This window comes from Corynebacterium sp. MSK006, from assembly GCF_030232385.1.
Classification (GTDB): Bacteria; Actinomycetota; Actinomycetes; order Mycobacteriales; family Mycobacteriaceae; genus Corynebacterium; species Corynebacterium frankenforstense_A.
This window is the reverse complement of sequence record NZ_JASPJZ010000002.1, coordinates 184548-210124: the sequence shown is the minus strand read 5'-3', so window position 1 is coordinate 210124 and position 25577 is coordinate 184548. Positions and strand designations below refer to the sequence as shown.

The 25577-nt window shown below is 71.5% G+C and carries 22 protein-coding genes and 1 pseudogene; 12 read left to right on the top strand and 11 right to left on the bottom strand.

Translation table 11 applies throughout. From position 1 onward, the window contains the following. Nucleotides 1-19: 19 nt before the first annotated feature. The 5 genes from QQA02_RS02335 to QQA02_RS02315 are packed head-to-tail and all read left to right on the top strand — an operon-like array spanning nucleotide 20 to nucleotide 4079. Complete coding sequence (locus tag QQA02_RS02335) at nucleotides 20-727, top strand: ComEA family DNA-binding protein (protein WP_284863177.1); 708 nt, start codon at nucleotides 20-22, stop codon at nucleotides 725-727. Further along, nucleotides 724-2118 (top strand): ComEC/Rec2 family competence protein, encoded by a 1395-nt coding sequence (locus QQA02_RS02330; protein WP_284863175.1) that lies wholly within the window; start codon nucleotides 724-726, stop codon nucleotides 2116-2118. The genes QQA02_RS02335 and QQA02_RS02330 overlap by 4 nt, the downstream gene beginning before the upstream one ends. Next, nucleotides 2097-3041, top strand: a complete 945-nt coding sequence (gene holA / locus QQA02_RS02325; RefSeq protein WP_284863173.1) for a DNA polymerase III subunit delta — start codon at nucleotides 2097-2099, stop codon at nucleotides 3039-3041. The genes QQA02_RS02330 and holA overlap by 22 nt, the downstream gene beginning before the upstream one ends. 10 nt (nucleotides 3042-3051) lie before the next feature. Beyond that, on the top strand, nucleotides 3052-3438 hold the full coding sequence (locus tag QQA02_RS02320; protein ID WP_284863171.1) for an ankyrin repeat domain-containing protein: 387 nt from the start codon (nucleotides 3052-3054) through the stop codon (nucleotides 3436-3438). Beyond that, the gene (locus QQA02_RS02315; protein ID WP_284863170.1) at nucleotides 3435-4079 is read left to right on the top strand and encodes a LysE family translocator; all 645 of its coding nucleotides are present in this window, start codon (nucleotides 3435-3437) and stop codon (nucleotides 4077-4079) included. Before QQA02_RS02320 ends, QQA02_RS02315 begins: the two co-directional genes overlap by 4 nt. Nucleotides 4080-4169: 90 nt before the next feature. On the opposite strand, the gene rpsT is transcribed toward QQA02_RS02315, so the two are convergent. Together rpsT and QQA02_RS02305 are read right to left on the bottom strand one after the other, a co-directional pair. After that, entirely contained in the window at nucleotides 4170-4433 is a 264-nt protein-coding gene (rpsT, locus tag QQA02_RS02310; RefSeq protein WP_075664344.1) for a 30S ribosomal protein S20, read from the bottom strand. Between the two features lie 194 nt (nucleotides 4434-4627). Continuing rightward, nucleotides 4628-5170, bottom strand: a complete 543-nt coding sequence (locus QQA02_RS02305; protein WP_284773499.1) for a hypothetical protein — start codon at nucleotides 5168-5170, stop codon at nucleotides 4628-4630. Between the two features lie 148 nt (nucleotides 5171-5318). Here QQA02_RS02305 and lepA point away from each other — a divergent pair, with 148 nt between their 5' ends. Beyond that, entirely contained in the window at nucleotides 5319-7169 is a 1851-nt protein-coding gene (gene lepA / locus QQA02_RS02300; protein ID WP_284773498.1) for a translation elongation factor 4, read from the top strand. A 3-nt stretch (nucleotides 7170-7172) separates the two neighbouring features. Here lepA and QQA02_RS02295 read toward each other — a convergent pair whose 3' ends face one another. The 5 genes from QQA02_RS02295 to QQA02_RS02275 all read right to left on the bottom strand — a co-directional run bounded on the left by QQA02_RS02295 (nucleotide 7173) and on the right by QQA02_RS02275 (nucleotide 14500). After that, the gene (locus QQA02_RS02295; protein WP_284863169.1) at nucleotides 7173-8378 is read right to left on the bottom strand and encodes a DUF418 domain-containing protein; all 1206 of its coding nucleotides are present in this window, start codon (nucleotides 8376-8378) and stop codon (nucleotides 7173-7175) included. Next, on the bottom strand, nucleotides 8375-9022 hold the full coding sequence (locus QQA02_RS02290; protein ID WP_284863168.1) for a DUF1707 SHOCT-like domain-containing protein: 648 nt from the start codon (nucleotides 9020-9022) through the stop codon (nucleotides 8375-8377). Before QQA02_RS02290 ends, QQA02_RS02295 begins: the two co-directional genes overlap by 4 nt. Before the next feature lie 37 nt (nucleotides 9023-9059). After that, nucleotides 9060-10934 carry a BCCT family transporter gene (locus tag QQA02_RS02285; RefSeq protein ID WP_284863219.1) on the bottom strand — a complete coding sequence of 625 codons (1875 nt, stop codon included), beginning with the start codon at nucleotides 10932-10934 and terminating at the stop codon, nucleotides 9060-9062. A 218-nt stretch (nucleotides 10935-11152) separates the two neighbouring features. Beyond that, complete coding sequence (locus QQA02_RS02280) at nucleotides 11153-12307, bottom strand: hypothetical protein (protein ID WP_284863167.1); 1155 nt, start codon at nucleotides 12305-12307, stop codon at nucleotides 11153-11155. Nucleotides 12308-12901: 594 nt separating this feature from the next. Further along, on the bottom strand, nucleotides 12902-14500 hold the full coding sequence (locus tag QQA02_RS02275; RefSeq protein ID WP_350309447.1) for an FUSC family protein: 1599 nt from the start codon (nucleotides 14498-14500) through the stop codon (nucleotides 12902-12904). Nucleotides 14501-14708: 208 nt separating this feature from the next. On the opposite strand from QQA02_RS02275, the gene QQA02_RS02270 reads away from it, so the two are divergent. Together QQA02_RS02270 and QQA02_RS02265 are read left to right on the top strand one after the other, a co-directional pair. Continuing rightward, nucleotides 14709-16124, top strand: a complete 1416-nt coding sequence (locus QQA02_RS02270; protein ID WP_284863166.1) for a YeeE/YedE thiosulfate transporter family protein — start codon at nucleotides 14709-14711, stop codon at nucleotides 16122-16124. 82 nt (nucleotides 16125-16206) lie between these two features. Further along, nucleotides 16207-17418, top strand: a complete 1212-nt coding sequence (locus QQA02_RS02265; protein ID WP_284863165.1) for a metallophosphoesterase family protein — start codon at nucleotides 16207-16209, stop codon at nucleotides 17416-17418. A gap of 24 nt (nucleotides 17419-17442) precedes the next feature. Here the strand turns inward: QQA02_RS02265 and QQA02_RS02260 are convergent, their stop codons facing one another. The 3 genes and pseudogenes from QQA02_RS02260 to QQA02_RS02250 form a co-directional block, all read right to left on the bottom strand. Further along, nucleotides 17443-18213, bottom strand: a complete 771-nt coding sequence (locus QQA02_RS02260) for an aldose epimerase family protein (RefSeq protein ID WP_284863164.1) — start codon at nucleotides 18211-18213, stop codon at nucleotides 17443-17445. A 50-nt stretch (nucleotides 18214-18263) separates the two neighbouring features. Further along, nucleotides 18264-19845, bottom strand: a pseudogene (gene ulaA / locus QQA02_RS02255) (PTS ascorbate transporter subunit IIC). Between the two features lie 15 nt (nucleotides 19846-19860). Then, nucleotides 19861-20628: a PTS sugar transporter subunit IIA gene (locus QQA02_RS02250; RefSeq protein WP_284863162.1), complete on the bottom strand. Its 768-nt coding sequence runs from the start codon at nucleotides 20626-20628 to the stop codon at nucleotides 19861-19863. Between the two features lie 29 nt (nucleotides 20629-20657). Here QQA02_RS02250 and QQA02_RS02245 point away from each other — a divergent pair, with 29 nt between their 5' ends. The 4 genes from QQA02_RS02245 to uriH all read left to right on the top strand — a co-directional run bounded on the left by QQA02_RS02245 (nucleotide 20658) and on the right by uriH (nucleotide 24301). Next, nucleotides 20658-21617 carry a bile acid:sodium symporter family protein gene (locus QQA02_RS02245; RefSeq protein ID WP_284863160.1) on the top strand — a complete coding sequence of 320 codons (960 nt, stop codon included), beginning with the start codon at nucleotides 20658-20660 and terminating at the stop codon, nucleotides 21615-21617. An 11-nt stretch (nucleotides 21618-21628) separates the two neighbouring features. Further along, on the top strand, nucleotides 21629-21781 hold the full coding sequence (locus QQA02_RS02240; RefSeq protein WP_284773486.1) for a hypothetical protein: 153 nt from the start codon (nucleotides 21629-21631) through the stop codon (nucleotides 21779-21781). Between the two features lie 79 nt (nucleotides 21782-21860). Continuing rightward, nucleotides 21861-23321 (top strand): uridine transporter UriT, encoded by a 1461-nt coding sequence (gene uriT, locus QQA02_RS02235; protein WP_423777743.1) that lies wholly within the window; start codon nucleotides 21861-21863, stop codon nucleotides 23319-23321. A gap of 41 nt (nucleotides 23322-23362) precedes the next feature. After that, nucleotides 23363-24301: a uridine-preferring nucleoside hydrolase UriH gene (gene uriH, locus QQA02_RS02230; protein ID WP_284863158.1), complete on the top strand. Its 939-nt coding sequence runs from the start codon at nucleotides 23363-23365 to the stop codon at nucleotides 24299-24301. Between the two features lie 4 nt (nucleotides 24302-24305). On the opposite strand, the gene QQA02_RS02225 is transcribed toward uriH, so the two are convergent. Continuing rightward, the gene (locus QQA02_RS02225) at nucleotides 24306-25544 is read right to left on the bottom strand and encodes an amino acid permease (RefSeq protein WP_284863156.1); all 1239 of its coding nucleotides are present in this window, start codon (nucleotides 25542-25544) and stop codon (nucleotides 24306-24308) included. Nucleotides 25545-25577 lie beyond the last annotated feature (33 nt).

Below are 25577 nucleotides of genomic sequence, written 5' to 3'. Positions count from 1 at the left end.
GCCGCCTAGCGTCACGGCCATGAAGTCCGTCGCAGACCGCCTCGGCGAGCTGGCCCGGCCCACCGGCGAGGAAGACCTGATGCGCGTCGCCTACCCGGCCCCGCGCCTGCGCGTCACCGCCCGCCAGGGCGCGCTCGTCGCCGCCGTCCTCGCCGTAGCCGTCGTCGTCTGGTTGATCGTCTCCTCCGGCCCCGAGAAAGAGATTTCCGACGCCGCGCCCGCCTCCGGTGTGCCCGTCCCACCCCTCTCCGCCACGGCTGCCCCCGGCGAAGCCGGGAGCAGCGGCGAACTGGTGGTCTCCGTGGTCGGCCACGTCGCGCGCCCGGGTCTCGTCACCCTGCCGCCCGGGGCACGTGCCGCCGACGCGCTCGAGGCCGCCGGCGCGCTCGAGGGCGTGGACCCCGGGGCGGTCAACCTCGCCCAGCGGCTGACCGACGGCGAGCAGCTCGTCGTCCCCGCCCCGGGCGAGCCGGTCCCGGAGCCGGCGCCGGCGCCCGGTCCCTCCGGTGGGTCGGGTGGCGGCTCAGGCGGCGGAGGTGCCGTCTCGCTCAACTCCGCGGACGCCGCCGAGCTGACCACCCTCCAGGGCGTCGGCGAGGTCACCGCCGCCGCCATCGTCGAGCACCGCGAGTCCATCGGCGGGTTCACCTCCATCGACCAGCTCACCGAGGTCCGCGGCATCGGCCCGGCCAAGCTCGAGGCGCTGCGCGACCAGGTCACGCTGTGAGCGAGCTGCGCCTGGCCCCGGCGGCCCTCCTGGCCTGGGCGGTCGCCCTCGCCATCCTCACGGCCACCTGGTGGCCCGCCCTCCTCATCACCGCCCTGGCCGCCGGTGCCGCCTGGTACCTGCGCGCGCCGGGCCAGGCGATACTCGTGGCCGCCGCCGGTGCCGCGCAGACCGTGGTCACCGCCGTGAGCGCCGCGCGCGCCGCGGTGCGCCCGCCCGCCGAGGTCACCGGCACCCTGGCCGCCCCGGCCCGCCAGATTGACGCCGGGCTCTGGCTGCTGCGCATCCGGGTGCCCGACCGCCCCGCCCCGCTACCGGTCTTCTTGCGCGACGAGGAGCTTTCCCACCTGCCCGCCGGCACCCAGGTCACCGCGGACGTGCGCTGGCGGGCCGACGAGTCGCCCGGCCTGGCCGGCTACACCGGCACCGCAGGCTCCCTCGAGACCGGCGAGCCCACCGGCCACGCCGGCTGGGTCGCCGGGGTCCGCGCGGCGCTGCGCGCCGCCTCCGAGGCCCACGTGGGCGAGTCCTCCCGCGGGCTGGTGCCCGGCATGGTCTTAGGCGACACCTCGCTGATGACCCCGGCCGAGGAGCAGGCTTACATCGACACCGGCCTGACCCACCTGACCGCCGTCTCCGGGGCCAACGTCACCGTCGTCACCGCCGCGGCCTTCCTCGTCGTGCGCCTTGTCGGCCTGGGCCCGCGTGTGCAGGTCGGCGCCGCCTTCGCCGCGCTCGTCGTCTTCGTGGCCCTCGTCGGCACCGAACCGTCCGTCCTGCGTGCCGCGGCCACCGGCTCGGTCGGCCTGCTCGCCGTCATCGGCTCCGCGCGCCTGGAGCCCGCCCACGGGCTCTGCCTGGCCGTCCTCGTCCTGCTGCTCGTCGACCCGGGGCTGGCCGCGCAGTGGGGCTTCGCGCTCTCGGTGGCCGCCACCGCCGGCATCGTCGCCGTCTTCCCCGCCCTCTACCGCGCGCTGGCCCGCCCCTGGCTGCCCGACGCCCTGACCCGCGCGGCGTGCGTGGCGCTGGCCGCCGACGTGGTGACCATGCCGCTGATCGCCGGGATGGCCGGGCGCGTCTCGCTGGTCTCCGTGGCCGCCAACGTGCTCGTCGCCCCCGCCGTGGCCCCGGTGACCGTCCTCGGGCTTATCGCCGCCGGGCTCGCCGTCCTGCCCGGCGGCCTCGAGGCCGTCCCGCTTGTCCTGCTCGAGCCGTGCACCTGGTGGATCCACCGCGTCGCCGTGGCGCTGGCCGAGCTGCCCCTGGCCACCGTTGCCGCAGGCCCCCTGTGGGTGGTCGTCTGCTACGGGTGGGTCGTCTTCGTACTCCTGACCCGGCGCCGCGGAGGGGGTGTGGCACGATGGTGGCCATGGACGAGCAGGTGCACCTGATCCTGGGACCGGAGACGTTCCTGGCCGAACGCGCGCGGGAGGCGATCATCGGGCAGATCCGCGGCGGGCGCGAGGGGATCACGGTCACCGACATGCGCGCCGGGGACGTCACCGCCGCCGAGCTGCTCGGGGTGCTCTCCCCGTCGCTCTTCGGTGACGACCGCATCGTGGTCCTCCACGACGCCGACAGGGCCGGCGACGAGGCCGCCGAGCAGATCCTGAAGGCCGCCGTCGACCCCGGCCCCGGCATCTACCTCGTCGTCGAGCACACCGGCAAGGGCCGCACGAAGAAGATGGCCCAGAAGCTCGCCAAGATCGCCCACGTCTGGCCCGCCGACGAGATCAAGCAGCGCGATCTGCACAGCTGGGTTAACCGCGAGTTCCGCGAGCACGGCGCCCAGGTCGCCCCCGACGTCGTGCGCGCCGTCCTCGAGGGTGTGGGCTCCGACCCGCGCGAGCTGGCCATCGCCGTCGAGCAGCTCGTCGAGGACGCCGACGGGCCCGTGACCACCGCCGTGGTGCGCGCCTACTACGCCGGGGTCGCCGAGGTCTCCAACTTCGACATCGCCGACTGGGCCGTCTCCGGCCAGACCTCCCGCGCCGTGGCGGCCGTGCGCCGCGCCCTCCAGCTCGGCGAGAACCCCGTGACCATCGCCTCGGCGCTGAGCAACAAGGTCGGCATGATCGCCCGCCTGTACTCCACGCGGGGCCGGGCCGACGAGACCGCCCTGGCCCGCGAGCTCGGCGCCCACCCCTTCGTGATCAAGAAGACGCTGCCCGTGGCCCGCCGCTGGTCCGGAAAGGCCGTCTCGCGCGCCGTGATCCTCATGGCCGAGCTCGACGCGGAGGTCAAGGGTCAGGGCGGCCAGGCCGAGTACGCCGTGGAGAACGCCGTGCGCCGCGTCGCCCGGCTGGCCGGTTAAAGTGTCTGCCATGACCAACCCCGAGCTCCCCGAAGACGTCCAGGAACTGGCCGGCCGCCTGTTCGACATGGCCCGCGAGGGCGACGAGACGCTCCTGGTTTACGTCGACAAGGGCGTGCCCGTCGACCTGGCCAACCAGGACGGCAACACCTTCCTCATGCTCGCCGCCTACGCGGGCCAGGCCGCACTCGTGCGCGCGCTCGTGGAACGTGGCGCGGACGTCGACAAGCTCAACGACCGCGGCCAGGCGCCGCTGGCCGGCGCCATCTTCAAGAAGGAGGACGACGTCGTCGACGCACTCCTCGACGCCGGTGCGTCGGCCACCGCGGGCACCCCCAGCCCCGTCGACACCGCGCGCATGTTCGGCCGCGAGGACCTCCTGGGCCGACTGAGGTGACCTGGGCCCAGTTCGCCTCGGCGATGCTGCTCAACCTGCTCGGCGTCGCCTCGCCGGGTCCGGACATCCTGCTGACCACGCAGCTGGCCACCCGCTCGCGCGCCCACGCCTACCGCGCCGTCGCCGGCGTGCAGACCGGCGCGCTGATCTGGATCACGGCCACCGTCCTCGGCGCCGCCGCGCTCTTCAGCGCCTACCCGGCCGCCGTCCGCGTCATCGAGCTCGTCGGCGGCGTCTTCCTGGTGCTCATGGGCCGCGGCATGGCCGCCTCCGGGCTGCGCCAGCGCCGCGAGCCGCCGGCGGACGCCGAGGCCGCCGCGGCCGCCCTGGGCACACCCTGGTCCGCCTGGCGCACCGGGCTGGCGACCAACCTGTCGAACCCGAAGATCGTGCTCTTCCTCGCCGCGATCGTCGGCCCGCTGCTGCCGCCGGATCCCTCCCTCGGCGAGGCCGCGCTGCTCGTGCTGGCCCTCTGGCTGCCCTCGATCGCCTACTTCTGGCTGTTGGCCACCGTCGTCTCCACCGAGGCGGTGCGCCGCCGGCTGCTCGGCGCGGGCGCGTGGATCGACATCGGCGCCGGCGTGATCTTCCTGCTCATCGGCGCCGTCCTCGCCTGGCGTGGTGCAGTCGCGCTCTTCTAGCCGCGGGGGAGGGGCCGGGAGCCGACCCGGGTGCAGGCACGAAAAAACCGCCGACGTTACGTCGGCGGTCTCTTGCGGCTCTGGCGAGCGTTAGGCCAGCTTGTTCAGGGCACGGGCCATGTTGGACTTCTTGTTCGCCGCGTTGTTGCGGTGGAAGACGCCCTTGGTCACGGCCTTGTCCAGGGTGCGCGACGCGACGCGCAGCTGGGCCTCGGCGGCGGACTTGTCGCCGGCCTCGACGGCCTCGCGGAACTTGCGGATCTCGGTGCGGGCCGCGGAGCGGACCGCCTTGTTGCGCTGACGACGCTTCTCGTTCGTCAGGACGCGCTTCTTCTGCTGCTTGATGTTCGCCATGGGACTACCTCTTTGACGTCGAAATGGTTCTGGACGCGTTCCGGGAGCGTGTCCGCTCCGGGCACCGGCCGTTCGGGCGAACCCAAGGTCCTGAACGCCTCATCCGGTCGGCGCAACCGCACCCGTGGCGCGGTCAACCTGGGGAATGCTAGCAGCGCGCGGGGCAGATCCCCAAAACGCGGGCCCCTGCCGGCTCAGCTCCAGCCGTAGCGGGAGCGCAGCTTCGCGGCGATGCGGTCGAAGCGCCCGCGCGGCAGGAAGATGCCCTGGCGGCGGATGCCCAGCTCGGAGACCTCGAGGACCCGGTCCAGGCGCACCCAGCAGGAGCGCCCGGAGGGGTCGAAGTCGCCGGTGCCGATGCCCAGCCAGCGGTCGTCCTCGGCGTGCTCGGGGTTCGGGGAGATGAGAAGCCCCAGTACCGTGTTGCGGTTGTGGCCGACGACCAGGATCGCCCGCTCGCGCAGCGGGGCGTCTGCGCCGTCGGAGGGCGCCCAGATGAAGACGACCTCGCCCGGCTCGGCCTGCCCGTCCATGCCGGGCGCGTAGTAGAGGGCCCGGGCCACGGAGTCGGTGGTGTGCACGCGCACGGCCTCCTGCGCGCGGTCGCGGTAGTCCTCGCGGGTGCCGCGTCCCAGGCGGGCGTTGATGCGGGCCAGCCCGGCCTCGATGGGCGGGGCGTCGGGAAGTACGCGGCGCAGCAGCCGCCCGAGGCGGGTGCGGGCTGGTGGTTTGGGCATCGGCGGTTCTTCGCGTGCGTTCCGGGGCTGGTTCTGTCGACGACCTGGGCGTACTCGCCGTCACATCGGTCGACGTCACCGCTTAGCTTATACCCGCATGTTGGGTAGAGTGGGGCAGGTTCAGCGAAGAAAGGTGACCGAAGCGCACATGTCCACGAATTTCGCCGAGGAGACGTTCACGGACCTGTCCCGGATCCGGAACTTCTGCATCATCGCGCACATCGACCACGGCAAGTCGACGCTGGCCGACCGCATCCTTCAGCTGTCCGGCATCGTCGCCGCCCGCGACATGCGCGACCAGTACCTCGACAACATGGACATCGAGCGCGAACGTGGCATCACCATCAAGGCGCAGAACGTGCGCCTGCCATGGGTGCCGCGCAGCGGGCCGGAGAAGAGCGAGCAGATCGTCCTGCAGATGATCGACACCCCCGGCCACGTCGACTTCACCTACGAGGTCTCCCGCGCGCTCGCCGCCTGTGAGGGTGCGATCCTGCTGGTCGACGCCGCGCAGGGCATCGAGGCGCAGACCCTGGCCAACCTCTACATGGCCATGGAGAAGGACCTGGAGATCATCCCGGTCCTCAACAAGATCGACCTGCCCGCCGCCGAGCCGGACAAGTACGCCCTCGAGATCGCCGGCATCATCGGCTGCGAGCCCGAGGACGTGCTGCGCGTCTCCGGCAAGACCGGCGAGGGCGTGGCCGAGCTTCTCGACGCCGTGTGCGAGCACGTCCCCGCGCCGCACACCGACGCGCCCGCTGACGCCCCGGCGCGCGCGATGATCTTCGACTCCGTCTACGACACCTACCGGGGCGTGGTCACCTACGTGCGCATGATCGACGGCACCCTCAAGCCGCGCCAGAAGGCGCGCATGATGGCCACCGGCGCCGACCACGAGCTGCTCGAGATCGGCATCGTCTCGCCGACGCCGAAGGCCTGCAAGGGGCTCGGCCCCGGCGAGGTGGGCTACCTGATCACCGGCGCCAAGGACGTCCGTGAGACCAAGGTCGGCGACACCGTCACCTGGGCCGCCAAGGGCGCCGAGGAGCCGCTGCAGGGCTACCAGGACCCCTCGCCGATGGTCTACTCCGGGCTCTTCCCGATCTCCCAGGAGGACTTCCCGGCCCTGCGTGATGCGCTGGAGAAGCTGCAGCTCAACGACGCCTCGCTCATCTACGAGCCCGAGACCTCCGTGGCGCTGGGCTTCGGCTTCCGCGTCGGCTTCCTCGGCCTGCTGCACATGGAGATCACTCGTGCCCGCCTGGAGCGCGAGTTCGACCTGGACCTGATCTCCACCGCCCCGAGCGTGACCTACCGCGTCGTCGACGAGGCCGGCGCCGAGCACGTCGTGCACAACCCCTCCGACTGGCCCGGCGGCAAGCTGCGCGAGGTCTACGAGCCGATCGTCGACATGACGATCATCGTGCCCAGTGACTTCGTCGGCCCGACCATGGAGCTGTGCCAGTCGCGCCGCGGCGACATGAAGAACATGTCCTACCTGTCCGAGGACCGCGTCGAGCTGCGCTACATCATGCCGCTCGGCGAGATCATCTTCGACTTCTTCGACATGCTCAAGTCCCGTACCCGCGGCTACGCCTCCCTCAACTACGAGGAGGCTGGCGAGCAGGAGGCCGACCTGGTCAAGGTCGACATCCTGCTGCAGGGCGACCCGGTCGACGCGTTCAGCGCGATCGTGCACCGCGACGCCGCCCAGTGGTACGGCAACAAGATGACCAAGAAGCTCAAGGAGCTCATCCCGCGCCAGCAGTTCGAGGTGCCCGTCCAGGCCGCCATCGGCTCGAAGATCATCGCGCGCGAGAACATCCGCGCGGTGCGCAAGGACGTGCTCTCCAAGTGCTACGGCGGCGACATCTCACGTAAGCGCAAGCTGCTCGAGAAGCAGAAGGCCGGCAAGAAGCGCATGAAGGCCATCGGCTCGGTGACCGTGCCGCAGGAGGCCTTCGTCGCCGCGCTGTCCACCGGCGACGAGAAGTAGGGGTCAGCGCGCGTCCGAGATGCGCCTCCCCGGCCGCGCCGGCAGGTCCTCTGCGGCGATCCGGTCGATCGTCCGCCGCATCAGCGCCTCCAGCGGGCCGCGTTCGAAGCGGCGCCGCCACAGCGGGCAGCCCACCACCGCGACCAGCATCGATCCGGCCAGCCACAAGGGGTGACTGTTCTGCGCGGGCACCGCGATCTCGCCGGGGGCCTGCCCGGTCTGCTCGGTGTAGGCCTCCTCGAAGAGCCGCGACTCGTAGGCGCTCCAGTCCTCCCAGTCGTCCAGCCGGGAGACCTCCTCGCGGAACTCGTCGAAGTCCTTGCCGCCGTAGGGGGAGTAAGGCTCGGAGGAGTAGGGGACCGCGTCGGCGACCTCGGGCCGGTCGAAGATCCCGCTCAGTGGGACGGTCGCGGTCACCACGTGAAGCACGTAGACCGTCAGCGCCATCGCACCCACCGCGCGCACCGGGAAGACCGCCTGCCGCGGCGCAGGCGCGTGGCAGACCCACAGGCACAGCCCCGTCAGCGCGGCCGCCACGCCGCACGAGTAGAGCACGTCGAGCACCCCGCCGGAGTGGCCGACCGGGGAGAGGTACGCCTCGACCACGCCCGTGCTCACCCCGAGCTCTCCTGGGCCCACCAGGTGCCGGTGCACCAGCCCGGCCACCCCGAGTGCGGCACCCAGTAGCGCGGTGCCCACCGCCCACTCACGCGCGGCGAAGAACACCCGGTGCAGCAGCATGCCGAAGACCCCGTAGGCCAGCCAGGCCAGCGGCGGGTAGCCACCGGAAAAGCCCGTGACCACGGCCGCCAGCCCGCTGAAGAGCGTCAGCCCCACGAAGGTCAGCGCGAGCGCCCAGGTGCGCCAGCGGGTCAGCGGGCCCAGCAGCACGTAGATCGCGCCCACGGGCACCAGCACGATGAGGATCGTCGTCGGCAAAAAGCCGAGCACCACGCCGGCGGCCATCAGCAGCAGGCCGCGCACCAGCGCCCGGAAGCGGGCCCGGGCGACGGCCGGCCCGCCCTCCGCGTCGGCGCGCGTGTTCATCAGGGACAGCGAGCAGCCGGCCAGCACAGCGAACATCGCCGAGGGGAAGCCGTCGGTGGCCGTCTCGATCCAGCCGCCCTTGGGCCCCAGGTGCGCGACCATCATGCCGAGCACCGCCAGCCCGCGGGCCAGGTCCAGCCCGGTCAAACGGGGTCGGCTCACGGGAGCCCTCCCGCAGGCACGATCTTCACCTCGACCCCGCCCATGAGCGCCAGGCCGGTCACGCGCACCACCGGGGCGTCGTCGGGCAGCTCCCACTGGTGCACCCGCACCCGCCGGTCGGTGGAGACCTCGAAGCCGCCGAGCACGCCCGCGCCGTCGCAGACCACGCGCACGCCCTCGGGCACGAAGACGTCGATGCCGCCGCAGATCGCGATGGCCGTGATCGTGGTCGAGTGGCTCTCCAGGCGCGCGTCGCTCAGGTCGAGCTCGGTGCCGCCCAGGATCGCCAGCGAGAGGTGGGCCTCCCCGCAGGTCCAGCGCTTCATCTCGGTGCCGCCGAGGATACCCAGCGAGAACCCGCTGGCGTTCTGCACCGAGTGCCCGACCTGGTCGCGCGCATGCGCGACGGCGTCGTGCACCCGGTCGGGCTCGTCACGTCGGGCACGCGCCACGGGCGCCTCGGGCGCGATGTCGTCAAGCAGGCCGTCCAGCTCGTCGGCGAAGCGGGCGTTGAAGGCGGCGGCGGAGCGCTCCTCGAACTCCTCGACGGTCAGCTGGCCGCGGCTCATGGCCTCGGCGAGGAGATCGGAGGTGCGCTGTCGTTCGGCGTCGGTCGCGCGGCGCCGCGGGGTCTTCTCGATCATGCCTTTGAGCTTACGGCCTGGGGCGCATGAGTGCCGCTCACTCGCGGCGTTCGTCGCCCTCCGGGTAGGCCGAGGGGTGCTCGGCGTCGGGGGAGCCGTCGCCCCACTCGCCCGAGGTGTAGTCGTAGCCGACGTCGCGGCCCTCCTCGTCGGTGCGGCGGTACCACTGCGTGTAGTCCTCGGAGGTGGAGTCGAAGGCCGCGCCGGCGCCCATGCCCTTCTCGGAGCGGCGCACGGCGAGCTCGAAGTCGTCGCCGTACTCGGCCAGGCCGCGGTAGACCGCGTTCTTGACCGCCGCGGCGCCGTAGCTGCGGCGCAGCGCCGCCGGGTCGGTCGAGAGATCCTTGATGAAGGCGACCACGAGCGCCAGCAGCACCACCGAGAACGGCAGCGCGATGAGGATGGTCAGCGACTGCAGGCCGGACAGGGCGTCCTCGCCGCCGGTGAGCAGCATGACCACGGCGATGCCCATCATCGCCAGGCCCCAGAAGACCACGACCAGCTTCTTCGGGGCCGTGTCGCCCTGCGAGGAGAGCGTGCCCATGACCACCGACGCCGAGTCCGCGGAGGTGATGAAGAAGACCGCGAGGACGAAGATGAGCACGAACGGGGTCAGCTGCGCCAGCGGCAGGGTGTCGAAGAGCGCGAAGAGCACCTGCTCCGGGGTCGCCGAGCCGTCGAAGCCGGCCGCTCCCTCGCGGGAGAGCGTGATCGCTGCGCCGCCGAAGACGGTGAAGGCCAGCGCCAGGATCAGGCTGGGCACCGCGAGGGTGACCACGGCGAACTCGCGCAGCGTGCGCCCGCGGGAGATGCGCGCGATGAACATGCCGACGAACGGCGTCCAGGCGATCCACCAGGCCCAGTAGAAGGAGGTCCAGCCGGACTGGAAGTCGATGGTCTCCTCGCCCCAGGACAGCGACTTGCCCAGCATGGCGGGCAGCTCCTGGAAGTAGGTCAGGATGCCTGAGGGGATGAGGTTGAGCAGGAAGAGCGTCGGGCCCGCGAGGAAGACGAAGGCGACCAGCGCGAGGGTCAGCGTGATGTTCGTGTTGGACAGGTAGCGGATGCCGCGCGAGACGCCCGAGACCGCTGAGAGGATGAACCCGCAGGTCAGCACCGCGATAATCGCGATCAGCGCGTTGTTTCCCAGGGGGCCGGCGCCGGAGACGATCTCGACGCCCTGGCCGATCTGGATCGCGGAGAGCCCCAGCGTGGCGGCCGTGCCGAAGACGGTCGCGAAGATCGCGAGCATGTCGATGCCACGCCCCAGCACCCCGTTGGCGCGCGGGCCCAGCAGCGAGCGGAACGCCGAGGAGAGCAGGGCCGGGCGCCCGCGCCGGTAGGAGGAGTAGGCCAGCGCGCCGCCGACCAGCGCGTAGAGCGCCCAGGCGGCCACGGCCCAGTGGAAGTGCGACTGCGCCATCGCCTGGTGCAGCGCCTCGGGGGTCTCCGGGTCGACGGTGTGCGGCGGCGGGGTCAGGTAGTAGGACAGCGGCTCGGAGGGGCCGAAGAAGAAGATGCCCACGCCGATGCCGGCGCCGAACATCATGGCCACCCAGGAGAAGCGGCTGAACTCGGGTTCCTCGTCATCGGTGCCCAGTCGGATGCGCCCGAAGCGCGAGCAGGCGAGGTAGACCGTCGCGCCGATGCCGACCATCATCACGACGTTGAGCAGCCAGGACGCGTTGACCATCGCCCAGGAGAAGGCGGTGTCGGCCGTGGCGGCCACGCTGTCGGGGCTGATGATGCCCCAGGCGATGAACGCGACGATCAGCGCGGCGGTCACGCTGAAGACGAAGCGGTCCACGCCGAAGCTGTTGCGCTGGTCGTCGACGCTGATGCCGGGCACCAGCCCGGGGTGGATGTCGTGCGGGTAGATGCCGACGGAGGTCGAGCGGGTCTGGGAGAGCAGCCGGTGGACGAGCTTGCGCTCGTGCACCTCGGGCCGGCTCTTGCGGGGTTGTTCGGGCACCGGGGACGGTCCCTTCCTCGCCCCCGGGGCCCCGGCGTCGCCCCCGCTTGACGACACCCGCGCGCCGCGCCGTCGGCGCGTCTGCGTGCGGTCGTGCGGTGCTGCGGGGAAAAGACGCGGTGCGCTGCGCGGGCGGTGGAGTACAGGTACCCGGCTGATTATGCCTGCCCGCGGCGGTGGACCCGAATGTCGCACACATCACGGCCCCCGAACGTGGGGGAGCGACGGCAACGATGACGCCGCCCATCAGAACGGCGGGGGAGCCAGGGGGTCGTAGCCCAGCCCCGCGTTGCGGCGGTGCCGGGCGGCCTCGGCCGCCGCGCGCCGGCGGGTGGCCTTCTCGGCGCGGTACTCGCCGACCGAGCGGGCGAAGCGCGCGCCCTTCGGGCTGAGCGGGCCCTCCGGCACGCTGACCGTCCAGTGTCCCTCGTCGGTCCACCACACGGTGATCCCGGTCGACGGGTCCGCCAGGTAGCGCACGTGTCCCTCGGTCTTGAGATTGTGCCAGCGCTGGGAGAGTCGCGAGAGGTTGTCCAGCGCCGTCGGCCCGCCTGTCTCGTGCGGGACGCGGTGCTCGATCTGGGTGCCCCCGACTTGGCGAGCAGCTCGTGGAACGCGGTCGCCCGCGAGCAGTCGTAATGGAAGGCGTAGGCGTCCACCTTCTTCATCAGCAGCTGGCCCATGTCCTTGGGCAGCGTCAGGTAGAACTCCGTGACCCCGGGCTTGCGGTCGTCGATGCCGAAGGCGCCCGGGGCCACCGGGTTCTCGTCGGCCACGGTGTCGTCGTCGAGGAAGACCTCGGGGTCGAACAGGTTGATCAGCTCGTTGATCTTCTTGGTGATCTGCCTGGTCGTCGGCATCGACTGCCGGGGCGCGGTGGGTGTCAGGAAGTCGGTGATGCCGGCGTCGATCTGCGCGAGCGCCTCGGGGGAGTCGATGATGCTCACGCGCTCGCCGATCTTGCGCAGGCTGACCATCGAGACGTGCGCGAGCATGTCCTGCAGCGCGACGAGCCTCGGCAGCTTCTCCTTGAGGCTGCCCAGGCCGGGGATGTAGGAGTCCTTGATGGTGAAGTGGCTCTCTCCGGTGGCCGCGGACATCCGGGCGGCGTAGTTCTCCAGCTGCTCGTCCGGGCCCGGCAGGTTGTCCATCCACATCCGCCACACGGCACGGTGGGCCTCGCGACCGGCCAGGGTGATCGGGTCGGTGACGTCCGTGTGCGAGTAGAAGAAGGCCGGGTTCGAGCCGTCCGCCGGCGGCACGTGGCCGTCCACGATCAGCTTCGGCGGCGGTGGCGCGGTGGCGTCTCTCACACGTCCCGTGGAACTGGTGTTTGGGTCTTGTGCGGGCTTTTCCTGAGCGTCTCTGCGTCCGGTCATGGTCGTTCTCCACTCCCCGAGAAATGGCGTTGAACTGCGGTGATGCTGGACTTTCCGGTTACGCTGAGCAGTGTATAGGAGGGGCGCGACAGGACGGGTTCACGTGTACGAATAAGGGGTAGGGGAGGGGGAAGTAAACTGCTGCACCGCTGCGTGTGCCAACCGTGGAACCCGTCAACCCTGGGCGCGGTCCCGCGAAACAGCAAAGTACTTCGCCGGGTCAGTCCCCCTCAATTGGCGACGCCCCCGCGCCCCGCCCGGGCTGCGTCCCTCCCCGTCCGTCGGGTCCCCGTCCCGGGGCGGCTGTGCCGCCCCGCTCACGCGCCGGACGCCCCACGTGCCAGACCTCCCACGTATGCGCGCGCCGGCGACCGACGGGGCGTCGTCAATTGAAGGGGGTCAGTCGCCGCTGGCGGGCACGCGGCGGGAGAGCTCGGTGATCTCGTCGAGGGTGAGCTCGCGGGCGTCGTTGCGCGTGCAGTGGTCGAGCAGCGCGTAGCCGGCCTGCTGGATGGCCACGTGGCGCGGCTACTCCTTCTCGGCGGCCTCGGGGGTGTCGTTGACCAGGGTCTGCGCGGCGCGGCGCTCGGAGAGCAGCTCGTACTGCAGGTCGCGGCGCTCGGCCAGCGCCCCGGCAGGCTCGGTGGTCAGCAGCGCGCCGAGCAGCGAGCCCATCGCCTTGTGGCAGCGCGCGACCAGGCGGGCGTGGTGGCGCGGCTCGGCGTCGGGAAGCCAGAACCACAGCATCAGCAGCGCGAAGGTCACCGCGAGGGCGACCTCCGTGGTGCGCGAGACGACCACCGATCCCAGCGCCGCCGTGCCCGCGCCGCCCATGAGCAGCGCCAGCGGGGTGGTGAAGATGACGCAGAAGGCGTAGTTGCGCACCACGAAGATCTCCGCGAAGAACTGACAGACCGCCAGCACCGCCAGCAGCGACCAGCCCGCCACGCCGGTCGCCTGCAGCAGGGCGAAGAAGGCGATGCCCGCCACGGAGCCGACGAGGCGCTGCACGCCGCGGATCGTGCCCGGCACGCGCGAGGGACCCCACTGCAGGGTCAGCAGCACGCTGACCACGGCCCAGTCCGGGCGGTCCAGCTGCAGGGCCAGGCCGATCGCACCGGCCAGCAGCGACGCGAGCGCGACCTTCGTCGCCGTCATCGTCGCGTGCGAGTAGGGGTGGATCGAGCGGTAGATGCGGTAGGCGACCGTCGGGCGCGCGTGCGGGATCGCGGTGCGCTCGAGGTCGACGTAGACCGGGGAGTCCTCCATCTCCTCGGACTGCTCGGTGCCGGCGAAGCGGGAGTCGAGACCCGCCAGGCGGCGGTGCGCGGCGACGGTGCGGCGCGCCAGCTCGGAGCGGGCGGGGCCGATGACGTGGCCGCCGCGGACCACACCGGCGTCGGAGAGGCTGACCCAGGCGGTCTGCAGGGCGGACTCGGCCTGGTGCTTCTTGGCCACCGCCGGGCGCGGGGCCTTCGCGAACTCGGCGACGGTGCGCTCGAGGGTCTCCACGGCCTGGCTCTCCGGGCGGTGGCGGTGGATGAGCGCCGGGGCCATGCCGATGACCATGGCGGAGCAGGCGCCGACCAGGGACCACGCGCCGACCTCGACGGGGTTGAGGCCGAGGCGGGCGACCATCGTCGCGCCGCCGCCGACCATGACGATGAAGAAGGAGCCCGGCGGCGGCAGGCGCAGCGCGTTCTGCAGGAAGGCGCCGATCGTGGCGATCAGCGCGGTGAAGATCGCCGGCAGCACGAGCCACCAGTGCGTCGCACCGGCGGAGAGGTGGCTGAAGGCCACGGAGCCGACGAACGCGCCGGAGACCGAGGCCAGCGCGATCAGCCCGCCGGCGACGGCCATGACGCGCCAGCGCGTGCGGTAGGGGTGGCCCTCGCCGTAGATGACGGTGAAGCCGACGGCGGCGATGAGCAGCATCTCGTTGTCGAAGCCGAGCAGCAACGCCGCCGCGCCCGGCAGGGCGAGGGCGAGGGCGGCGCGCAGCGCGCCGGGCCAGCGCGGGCCCGGGGTGGAGGAGGAGGTCAGCAGCGTCCACGGATCGGGGCGGGCGGGCATCGGCTCCGGGGGTTCGGGCTCGGGCGAGACGGGGTGCGCGGGACCGGCGGCCACGGACGGTCTCCTCCTTCATTCTTCGGTTGTGTTCGAACCGGCAAACCTTATCGTCGCCCGCGGACTTCCGCCCCGGATGTCATGTGGAGCATAGACTGCATTGTCTGGAAGCACTAGACAAAGAAGTCCGCACCGGGCTAGGATCCCGGACGTTCCCTGAACGCGGCCCCGACCCGGGGTCGCGGAGAAGATCCCCAGAGGAGAACCCATGATCGTCACCGGCCTGGCGCTCGGCGCCGTGCTCGGCATCGTCATGCAGCGCGGGCGCTTCTGCGTCACCGGCATGCTGCGTGACCTCTTCCTGCAGCGCTCCTGGCGCACGCTCGTCGCGCTGTTCATCGTCATCGCCGTCCACGCCGTCGGCATCGCCGCGCTGACCAGCGCCGGCGTCATCGCGCCTGAGGCGACCACCTTCAAGCCCGCCGCGGTGATCATCGGCGGCTTCATCTTCGGGATGGCCATCGTGCTCGCCGGCGGCTGCGCCTCGGGCACCTGGTACCGCTCGGGCGAGGGCCTGGTCGGCTCGTGGATCGCGCTGGTCATGTACTGCCTGTCCGCCGCCGCGATGAAGACCGGCGCGCTGAGCGGCCTCAACGAGTTCCTGCGCTCCTGGGACACCGGCTGGACCGACCTGCCGCGCACCTTCGGCGTCTCGCTGTGGTGGTTCGCCGTCCCGTTCGCCCTGTTCACCGGCTGGGCCGCCAACCGCTTCCTGCAGCGGGAGGCCGCCGCGCCGAAGGTCGCCAGCCTCGGCGGGCCGCGCTGGAGGCGTCCGCTGCACGTCTACGCCGCCGCGGTGGCCGTCGGCGTGCTCGGCGTGATCGCCTGGCCGCTCTCCGCGGCCACCGGCCGCAACGACGGCCTCGGCATCACCACCCCGAGCGCCAACCTGGCCAACTGGACGGTCACCGGAAACCCGCAGCGCATGGACTGGGGCGTGATGCTGGTGCTCGGCATCCTCGTCGGCTCCTACCTCGCGGCGCGCGCGACCGGCGAGTTCCGCGTCCGCCTGCCCGACGCCACCCAGGCGGTGCGCTCCGTGGTCGGCGGCGCCGGCATGGGCGTGGGCGCCTCGCTGGCCGGCGGCTGCACCGTGGGCAACGGCATGGTCCAGACCTCCCTGTTCAGCTACCAGGGCTGGGTCGCGCTGCTGTTCATCGCGCTCGGCGTGGGCGTGGCCGCCAAGCTGTGGCTCAAGCCCGCAGCGGCACCCACCTCCGCCGAGGACGAGGTGCTTGACGAAGCCCCGCCGCACGGCGTCGCCGAGTCCCTCACCGTCGGCGCGCCGCGGCGCGTTGCCGGCGCGGGCGACGGCACGGCCGTCGCCGGCAACTTCCAGGTCTCCACCGGGCTGGTCACGGTGGCCGGCAAGAAGAAGGCCAAGGCCCGCGCGATCGGGCGAGGCCGCTACTTTCTCGACCAGATGGGGGCGGTGTGCCCGTTCCCCCTGATCGAGACCAAGGACGCGCTCGACTCGCTGGACGCCGGCGAGGAGCTGGTCATCGACTTCGACTGCACCCAGGGCACGGAGACGATCCCGCGATGGGCCGCCGAGAACGGCCACGAGGTCACCGACTTCCGCGCCAAGGGCGACGCGGGCTGGCAGATCACGATCCGGAAGTAGCGTTCACCCGGGGTTCACGCCACCGCAACGTCGGCTTCCTACAGTGCATGCGCGACGTCGTCAATCACAAGGAGCATGCACCGTGTCCGCACTAAATCGCCGGGGGTTTCTCACCGGCGCCGGGATCCTGGCCGCCGGACTGGGGATGGGCACCGCCCACGCCCAGTCCTCGTCCGGACGGGAGACCGGCTCGTCCGGGTCCTCGGGGACTGAGGGCGCGCCGGTGGCGGCGGACCTGCGCTTCCGCCCGGACGGCAAGTTCCGCGTGGTGCAGTTCAACGACACCCAGGACTCCCACCTGACCGACCGGCGCACCATCGAGTTCATGGGGCTCGTCCTCGACCGCGAGCGGCCCGACTTCGCGCTGATCAACGGCGACGTGATCGCCTCCGGGCCGACCACGGACGAGCAGGTCTACCAGGCGCTCAACAACGTGGTGCGCCCGATGGAGGACCGCTCGGTGCCGTGGGCGATCACCTTCGGCAACCACGACGAGGACCCCAACGAGGAGCCCGGGGTCAACGTGAGCAGGCCGGACATGGTCGAGTTCGTCCGCCGCTACCGGCACAACCTCAACTCGCCGGCCGAGACCGGCGGCTACGGCAACTCGAACGTCCACCTCGTCATCGGTGACTCGGCCGCCGGCGACCCGCGCTTCGCGCTGTGGCTGCTGGACTCGGGCTCCTACCTGCCCGACGAGGTCGCCGGCCAGTCCAAGGAGGACCTGCCGGGCTACGACTACATCCGCCCGCAGCAGATCGAGTGGTACCGCGGGGAGTCGCTGCGTACCGAGCGGGCCTGCGGGCACCGGGTCGACTCGCTGATGTTCTTCCACATCCCGACCTTCGAGCACCGCGACATGTGGTTCGGCGGGCCGGGCAAGGACGGGCTGGTCGCCCACGGGCGGGCCGAGCGCCGCCACGGCATCGAGGGCGTCAAGAAGGAGGACGTCTACCACGGCTCCTTCAACTCCGGCATCTACTCGGCCGTCGTGGAGCGCGGGGACGTGCGCGGCATCTACTGCGGGCACGACCACATCAACTCGTTCCGGGGCAACTTCTTCGGCGTGGAGCTGGGCTACTGCCCGGGCACCGGGTTCGGCACCTACGGGCTGATGGACGGCACCTGGGCGATGCACACCATGCGCGGGGCGCGCGTCTTCGACCTCGACGAGAACGCCGACGGGGTCTACACGGGCACCCGGCTCGTCTTCGCCAAGGACCTCGGCGTCGACATGAACCCGGCCGGCCAGCCCATCGAGGAGCCCGAGGCGTTCCCGGACTACGTGCGCTAGGGCGCGCGGGCCCGGGACCTGCGGCTAGAGCTCCCGGGTCTCCACGCGCATGCCGATGGTCGCCGACTGGCCCGGGGCCAGGGCGAAGCCGCGCAGGCGGGTGCCCAGGCGGGCCGGCTCGACGCAGACGAAGCGGCGCCAGCCGACGGCGTCCAGGTCGCCGGGGGCGTCGGCCTCGCCGGGGTTCCACACCACGGTGTGGTCCGCGCCCTGGTCGAAGACGGCGATCTCGCGGCCGCCCGCCCGGTCGATGATGCGGGTCGGGCCGCCGACGGCGGCGTGCGGCTCGCGGGAGTCGACCAGCGTGCCGTCGAACTCGTAGGTGCGCCCGTCGGCGCGGGCGACCAGGACCTGCGTGACGTCGGAGACCGCGAAGTAGGGGTGCAGCGCCAGCTGGACCGGCTGGGTGGTGATACCGCGGTTGAGCACGTCGAGGCCCACACTCAGCGAGTCGGCGGCGGCGCGCACGGTGAGCACGAGGCGCAGGCCGCGCCAGGTCACCCAGGCGTCGTAGCCGTCCTCGTGCAGCTCGTGGTCCCACTGACGGCGCCGGGCCCAGCCGTGGGCGGGCTCGCGGCCTGCGATCAGGTCGTTGAACCACGGGGCGATGACGGGCACGCCGCCGCGGATCGCGGAGCCGGGGGAGTAGTCGGCGTCGGCGGAGAGGTAGAACAGCTCGCCGGTGGCCGAGTCGGCGGACAGCAGGTGCGCGCCGTGGTCGGTGAAGGTGACGGGGCCGGCGACCTGGGCGTCGGCGGCCCCGGGGATCTCGGGGCGGGGGAAGGGCTGGGTCATGCGACCCAGCCTAACCGGCCCCGCCCAGCCGAACTCACGGCAGCGGCGGGTCAGTCCACCGGCGCCGGGGGCGGGGTGGGCGCGCCGGCCGGCGGCGCGATCTTGCGGTAGTTCGCCGAGGTACCGGCAGCCGCACCGTCGGCGTCGGCGCCCGAGGAGGCCGCGGCGGGGGCCGCCGAGCCCGGCTTCTCGCGCCAGGGCGTCGGGTCCCAGTCGCCCTCTACCAGCTTCTTCTGGCTGAACAGGCCGAGGCCGAAGACGGCCGCGCCGACCAGCACGATGAGCACCAGGCCGGCCACGCCGCCGACGTTGCCGGCGGAGCCGATCAGGATGCCGAACCAGCCGAAGTCGGCGTCGCCGAAGGTGGTGTTCTCGGAGCCGAAGGCGCCGAGCACGCCGAGCAGGAAGGCCGGCAGGAAGGTGATCAGCAAGCCGTTGGCGAAGGCGCCCGCGGCGGCACCGCGGCGCCCGCCGGTGGCGTTGCCGTAGTCGCCGGCCGCGCCGCCGGCCGGTGAAGAAGTGCGGCACGAGGCCGGGCAGGATCAACGCGGCGCCGAAGGCCGGGTTGAGCCACAGGGAGAGCACCGCGAGGCCGACCAGGCCGCCGAGGAAGGAGGAGATGAAGCCGATGAGCACGGCGTTCTGCGCGTAGGGGAAGACGATCGGGGCGTCGAGCGCCGGGATCGCACCGGGCACGACCTTGGCGGCGATGCCCTGGAAGGCGGGCACTAGCTCGCCGAGGATGGTGCGCACGCCGAAGAGGATCACGGCGACGGCCACGCCGAACTGCAGGCCCTCGGTGAAGGACTGCATGATGAAGTTGCCCGGGCCGCTCGCCCCGTCGGGGAAGGCGGCGTAGGCGGCCTCGGTGCCCTGGCGGGCCATGGACAGGAATGCCAGCACGATGTACATCAGCGACATCGACAGGGCGGTGGCGACCATCGAGTCGCGCAGGAAGCGCAGGCCGTCGGGAAGCTCGAGCTCCTCGGTGGAGCGGCTCTCGTGCCTGCCGCGCCCGCCGACGAGCTTGCCCACGGAGCCGGAGAGCAGGTAGCCGGCGGTGCCGAAGTGGCCGATGGCCACCGAGTCGTCGCCGGTGATGCGCCGGGTCCACGGGTGGGCGATGGCGGGCAGCGAGACCATCAGGACGCCCGGCAGCACGGCGCCGAGGGCGATGACCAGCCAGTCGTCGTAGCCGGCGGTGATCAGGATGATCGCGAGCATCGTCGCCATGAACAGCACGTGGTGGCCGGTCAGGAAGACGTAGCTGAGCGGGGTGAAGCGGGCGAGCAGCAGGGAGACGGCGAAGCCGAGGATCATCACCCAGGCGACCTGGGAGCCGTACTGCTGCTGGGCGATGCCGGCGATGGCCTCGTTGGTGGGCACCACGCCCTGGGCGCCGAGCGCGCCCTGGATCATCACGCCGAGCGGCTCGAGGGTGGCGGAGACGAGCGTGGCGCCGGCGCCGATGAGCAGGAAGCCGAGCGTGGCCTTGATGACCCCGCCGATGACCTGGCCGACGGAGCGGCGCATGGCCGCCAGGCCGACGGCGGTGATGATGCCGATGAGGAACGCCGGCACCGAGAGGATCTCGTTGACGAGGAATTGGGGGATGGCGATCAGCCAGTCCATGTGCAGGCTCCTTGCCTAGATGTCGTAGAGCTCGCGCAGCGCGGCGTCGATCTCGGTGGTGGAGGTGAAGTCCTCGATGACGTGGACGGGTATGCCCACGTCGCCGAGGGTGCGGGCGATCTCGCCGGAGGTCAGCACGAGGTCGGCCTCCTTGGCCTTGCCCTTCGCGGAGATGGTGTCGGTGGCCTCGACGGTGATAAAGGGCGCCCAGCCCCAGCGGTCGAGCACGTCCTCGAGGGTGTTCTTCAGGAAGAGCGAGGTACCCAGCCCGTTGCCGCAGACGGTGAGGATCTTGTTGTGGGTGTTGTGCTCCTGTTTGCTTGACGACGCCGCGCCTGCCGCGGCGTCGAGCGCCTCGCGCAGCTCGGCGGGGGTGCGCGCGGCGTCGAGCGCCGCGCGGCGTCGGGAATTGCCCAGCAACTTCGCCAGCTGGGCCATGGCGGTGGTGTGCGCCTTGTCGTCGGTGGCGGCGAGAGTCACGACGAGGCTGACGGGGTCGTTCTTGGCGTGGCCGAACTCGACGGGCTCGGCCAGGCTCAGCCAGGCGATGCCGGTGCGGTGGACGGCCGCGGAGGGGCGGGCGTGGGCGAAGGCGAAGCCGGGGGAGATGACGATGTAGGGGCCGTGTTCCTCGAGGCCGGCGATCATGGCGTCGGTGTAGGCGGGCTCGGCGACGCCGGCGGCGCCGAGGAGGTCCCCGGCCTGGCGCAGGGCGTCGTGCCAGTCCTTCGCGCGGGTGTCGAGGGCTAGTGTGATCCATACAGTGGGAGGCCATTCCCACATCGTGATACGCCGGAAGGAAGGCGAATACCGTGACCCAGACGAACCTGGACACCCGCGCGACCGACAACCGCAGTGCACGAATTGTTGTGACCGGCTTCCCGATTTTCATTCTCCTCGGTACCGCCATCGCCTTCTTCTTCCCCAAGCCCTTCATTCCGCTGACCGACCACATCACCGCGTTCCTGATCGTGATCATGTTCTCGATGGGCCTGACGCTGACGCTGCCCGACTTCAAGGTCGTGGTCACCCGTCCGGCGCCCGTGTTCATCGGCGTGGTCGCCCAGTTCGCGATCATGCCGCTGCTGGCCGTCGGCGTGGCCAAGGTGCTGCGCCTCGACCCGGGCATCGCGGTCGGCCTGCTGATGCTGGGCTCGGTGCCCGGCGGCACCTCCTCGAACGTCATCGCCTACCTGGCGAAGGGCGACGTGGCCGTCTCCGTGGCCATGACCAGTGTCTCCACGCTGGTCTCGCCGGTCATGACCCCGATCCTGATGCTGCTGCTCTCCGGCATCCGCACCGACGTCGACCCGGGCGCGATGGCGCTCAGCCTGGTCGAGACCGTGCTCGCACCCGTCGTCGGCGGCCTGATCGTGCGCGCCGTGGCCAACGACCTGGTCGACCGCATCCTGCCGGTCCTGCCGGTGGTCTCCATCGTCTTCATCGGCGGCGTCGTCTTCGGCACCGTCGGCGCGAACGCGGAGCGGCTGGCCAGCATCGGCGCCGGCGTCTTCGTCGCCGTGCTGCTCCACAACGCGCTGGGCTACCTGCTGGGCTACCTGACCGGCAAGGTCTTCCGCCTGCCGGAGACGGTCAACCGCACCCTGGCCGCCGAGATCGGCACCCAGTCGGCCGGCCTGGCCTCGGGCATGTCCGCCCGGTTCTTCGCGTCCGAGGCCGCGCTGCCCGGCGCGGTCGCGGCGGTGCTGCACAACATCACCGGCGCGATCTACGCGGCGTTCATGCGGCGCCGCCCCCTGCCGGAGGCCTAAGATCCGGAGGCATGGAGCACCACCGGAACCACGGTGCGCACCGGCTCGGAGCTGAGCCGGACTCCGCGCACGACGAGGACCTGGACGCACTCGAGGAGACCTTCGAGGTGCCCGAGGAGCACGTGCTCGACTTCGCCGAGCTGCCCCGCTGGTACGCGGGCTGACCGGCGCCGGCGCGCGGGGCCCTGCCGTCCCGGCCCGGCGCGCGGTGTCCACGGGACGGCCCCGGAGAAGGGATCCCAGATGACCACCCCGGAGATGTCCACCCCGGCGAAGGTGCCGGCAGGCCAGGCCGCCGTGCTGGTGGCGGTGCTGATGACCGCCGTCTTCGCCTTCCAGCTCAACGCCTCCATGCTCTCGCCGGCGCTGGCGACGATGGAGACGGAGCTCAACGCCACCGCCGCCCAGATCGGCCTGACCCAGACCGCGTTCTTCACCGCGGCCGCGCTGTTCTCCCTCTTCCTGCCCCGCTGGGCGGACCTCATCGGCCGGCGCCGCGTGCTGGTCGGGATGATGGCCGTGATGCTGGTCGGCTGCGTGCTCGCCGCGCTCGCCCCGAACGTCACGGTCCTCTTCATCGCCCGCGTCATCCAGGGCGTGGCGGGCCCGACGGTGCCGATGGCGCTGATCATGCTGCGCGTCCAGGTGCCCGAGGAAGGCCAGTACGCCTTGCTGATGGCCATCATCACCTCCGTCAACGGCGGCATCGCCGGCGTCGACGCCCTCGCCGGCGGCTGGTTGGCCTCCCACCTCGGCTTCCGCTCGATCTTCTGGGTGATGGCCGCCTTCGCCGCCGCCGGCGCGATCGCCGTGCGGCTGCGCACCCGCGAGTCCACCGCGATCGAGACCCCGCCGATGGACTGGGCGGGCGTGCTGCCCGCCGTCATCGCGCTGGCCGCCCTGCTGACCGCCTTCAACGAGGCGGGCAAGCTGGCCGCGGCCAACTGGTTCCTCGTCGCGGTGCTCGTCATCGTCGGCGCGGCCGGCGCCGTGGTCTTCTGGAACGTGGAGAAGAAGGTCGCCCACCCGCTGGTGCCCGTGCACTACCTGCGCCAGCGGCGCACCTGGGCGCTCTTGACCACCACGCTGCTGACCATGACCGGTGTCTTCGCCGTGATGAACGGCCTGATCCCGAACCTGGGCCAGGACGCCAACGTCGGCGCCGGCATGGACGCCGACTCCGTGTCCTGGGTGACGCTGACCCCCTACGCGATCGCGGGCCTGGTCTTCGGGCCGGTCGCCGGCGCGCTGGCCGCGAAGTTCGGCTACCGCCTCATCCTCCAGGTCGGCCTGGTCGGCACCGTCGCCGGCCTCTTCCTCGGGGTGTGGGTCGTCGGGGTCACCGCCCCCTGGACGCTGCTGCTGGTCTCCGTGTTCGTCGGCGTGACGTACGCCGGCATCTCCAACATCATGCTCAACGGCCTGGGCATCGTGCTCAGCCCCGCGGACAACCCGGGCTACCTGCCGGGCATGAACGCCGCGGCCTTCAACCTCGGCGCGGGCCTGTCCTTCGCTGTCCTCTTCGCCGTGCTCACGGCGCTCTCGGAGACCGGCGCCGACGGCACCACCGCCGCCACGGCGGCCGGCTACTCCGGCGGCATCCTCACCGGCGCGGTGATCCTGGTCGCCGCGCTGCTGACCTCCTTCCTCATCCCGCGGCCGGAGTCGCTGACCGACAACGCGGCCGCCGCGGAACTCGACTGACCCCCGCCTGAACCGGAACCGAAACAGAAAGGGAAAAGACCATGACCCGCAAGATCATCCTCGACTGCGACCCCGGCCACGACGACGCGGTGGCCATTCTCCTGGCCGCCGGCAACCCGGAGATCGAGCTGCTCGGCGTGACCACCGTCGGCGGCAACCAGACCCTGCAGAAGGTCACCTACAACGCCCGCCAGGTCATGACCGTCGCCGGGATCACCGACGTGCCGCTGCACGCCGGCGCGACCCGCCCCCTCGTCCACGAGGTCGAGGTCGCCGGGGACATCCACGGCGAGACCGGCATGGAGATCCACGGCTTCGAGCTGCCCGAGCCGCAGATCGAGGTCGCCGACGGCCACGCCGTGAACTACATCATCGACACGATCATGTCCGAGGAGCCCGGCACCGTGACCCTGGTGCCCACCGGCCCGCTGACCAACATCGCCCTGGCCGCCCGCCTCGAGCCGCGCATCGTCGAGCGCGTGCGCGAGGTCGTGCTCATGGGCGGCGGCTACCACACCGGAAACTGGTCGGCGACCGCCGAGTTCAACATCAAGGTCGACCCGGAGGCTGCGCACGTGGTCTTCAACGAGCCGTGGCCGGTGGTCATGGTCGGTCTGGACCTGACGCACCAGGCGCTGGCCACGCGCGACGTCGAAAATCGCTTCCGGGAGCTGGGCACCGACGTCGGCGACTTCGTCGTCGGCCTCTTCGGCTTCTTCCGCGAGTCCTACAAGGAGGCGCAGGGCTTCGACGACCCGCCGGTCCACGACCCGTGCACCGTGGCGTACCTGATCGACCCGAGCATCGTCCAGACGCAGAAGATGCCCATCGACGTCGAGCTGCGCGGCGAGCTGACCGTCGGCATGACGGTCGCGGACCTGCGCGCGCCGGCGCCGGCCGACTGCCACACCTCCGCGGCGGTCAAGCTCGACCACGGGCGCTTCTGGGACCTCGTCGTCGACGCGGTCAAGGCGCTCTGAGGATCTAGAACATCGCGTAGATGACCGCGCTGATGGCCACCAGGCCCGCCACCACGACGAAGACGTTGGAGGCGTGCCTGCGGTAGGGCGCCAGCGCGGGCACCTTGCGGATCGCGTACATCGGCATCAGGTAGAGCAGCGCGGCGATGACGGGCCCGGAGAGCGTCTCGATCAGGTCGAGCACGCCCGGGTTGAGCACCGCCGCCAGCCACGTGGTCAGGAAGATGAACGCGTAGACGCCCAGCTGCAGCCCGCGCTCGGGCAGGGGACGATTGACGACGCCGCGCACGATGCTCGCCGCGCCCTCACTTGCGCCGAGCACGTGGCCGAAGTACGAGGAGACGATCGCGGCGATCGCGATGACCGGCGCCAGGTGGGTCAGCACGGGGTTGTCGAAGACGTTGGCCAGGTGCGAGAGCACCGGCAGGTTCGCCTCGCGGGCGTCGGCCAGCCCGTCGGCGCCGAGCGCGAGCGAGCAGGACCACACGAAGAACATCGTGAAGACGGTCAGCAGGGTGGCGGTGACCGCGAGCACGACGCTGGCGCGCCGGGCGGCGTTCCCGCCGTGGGTGCGCTGCATGGCCAGCGAGAACTGCGAGATGGCCGGCGAGTGGTTGAAGGAGAAGACCAGCACCGGGATGACCAGCCAGATCGCGCCGACGGTGGCCCACACCCCGGGCGAGGGCGCGCCGAAGAAGCCCTCGAGGTTCCAGGAGGGCACCAGGTACAGCGAGATCGCGCCGAGCAGGAAGATCAGCGGGTAGACCAGCACCTGGGTCACGGCGAGCATGAGCTTCTGGCCGAAGACCATCACCAGGGTCATCGAGCCGACGAGCAGGCCGGAAAGCAGCACGCGGTTGATCTGCGGACCGCCGAGCTGGTTGACGATCAGGCTGTCGACGGTGTTGGTGATGCTCACCCCGTAGATGAGCACGATCGGGTAGATCGCCGCGAAGTACAGGACGGTGACCACCCAGCCGGCGGTGGTGCCGAAGTAGTCGCTGGCGACGACGGTGATGTCCTCGCCCTTGCGCGGGGAGACGCAGACCATGCGCGCGAGCGCGCGGTGCGAGAAGTAGGTCATCGGCCCGATCAGGAGGGTCGCGATGATCAGCGGCCACACGCCGGACGCGCCGGCGTTGATCGGCAGGAAGAGGATGCCGGCGCCGACGGCGGTGCCGAACAGGGAGATCGCCCAGCTGGCGTCGATCCGCCGGGTGTGGGTGGGGGTGGCAGCGGTCATGGAGGGCCTCGGGACGGGGACAGTGCGTGGGCC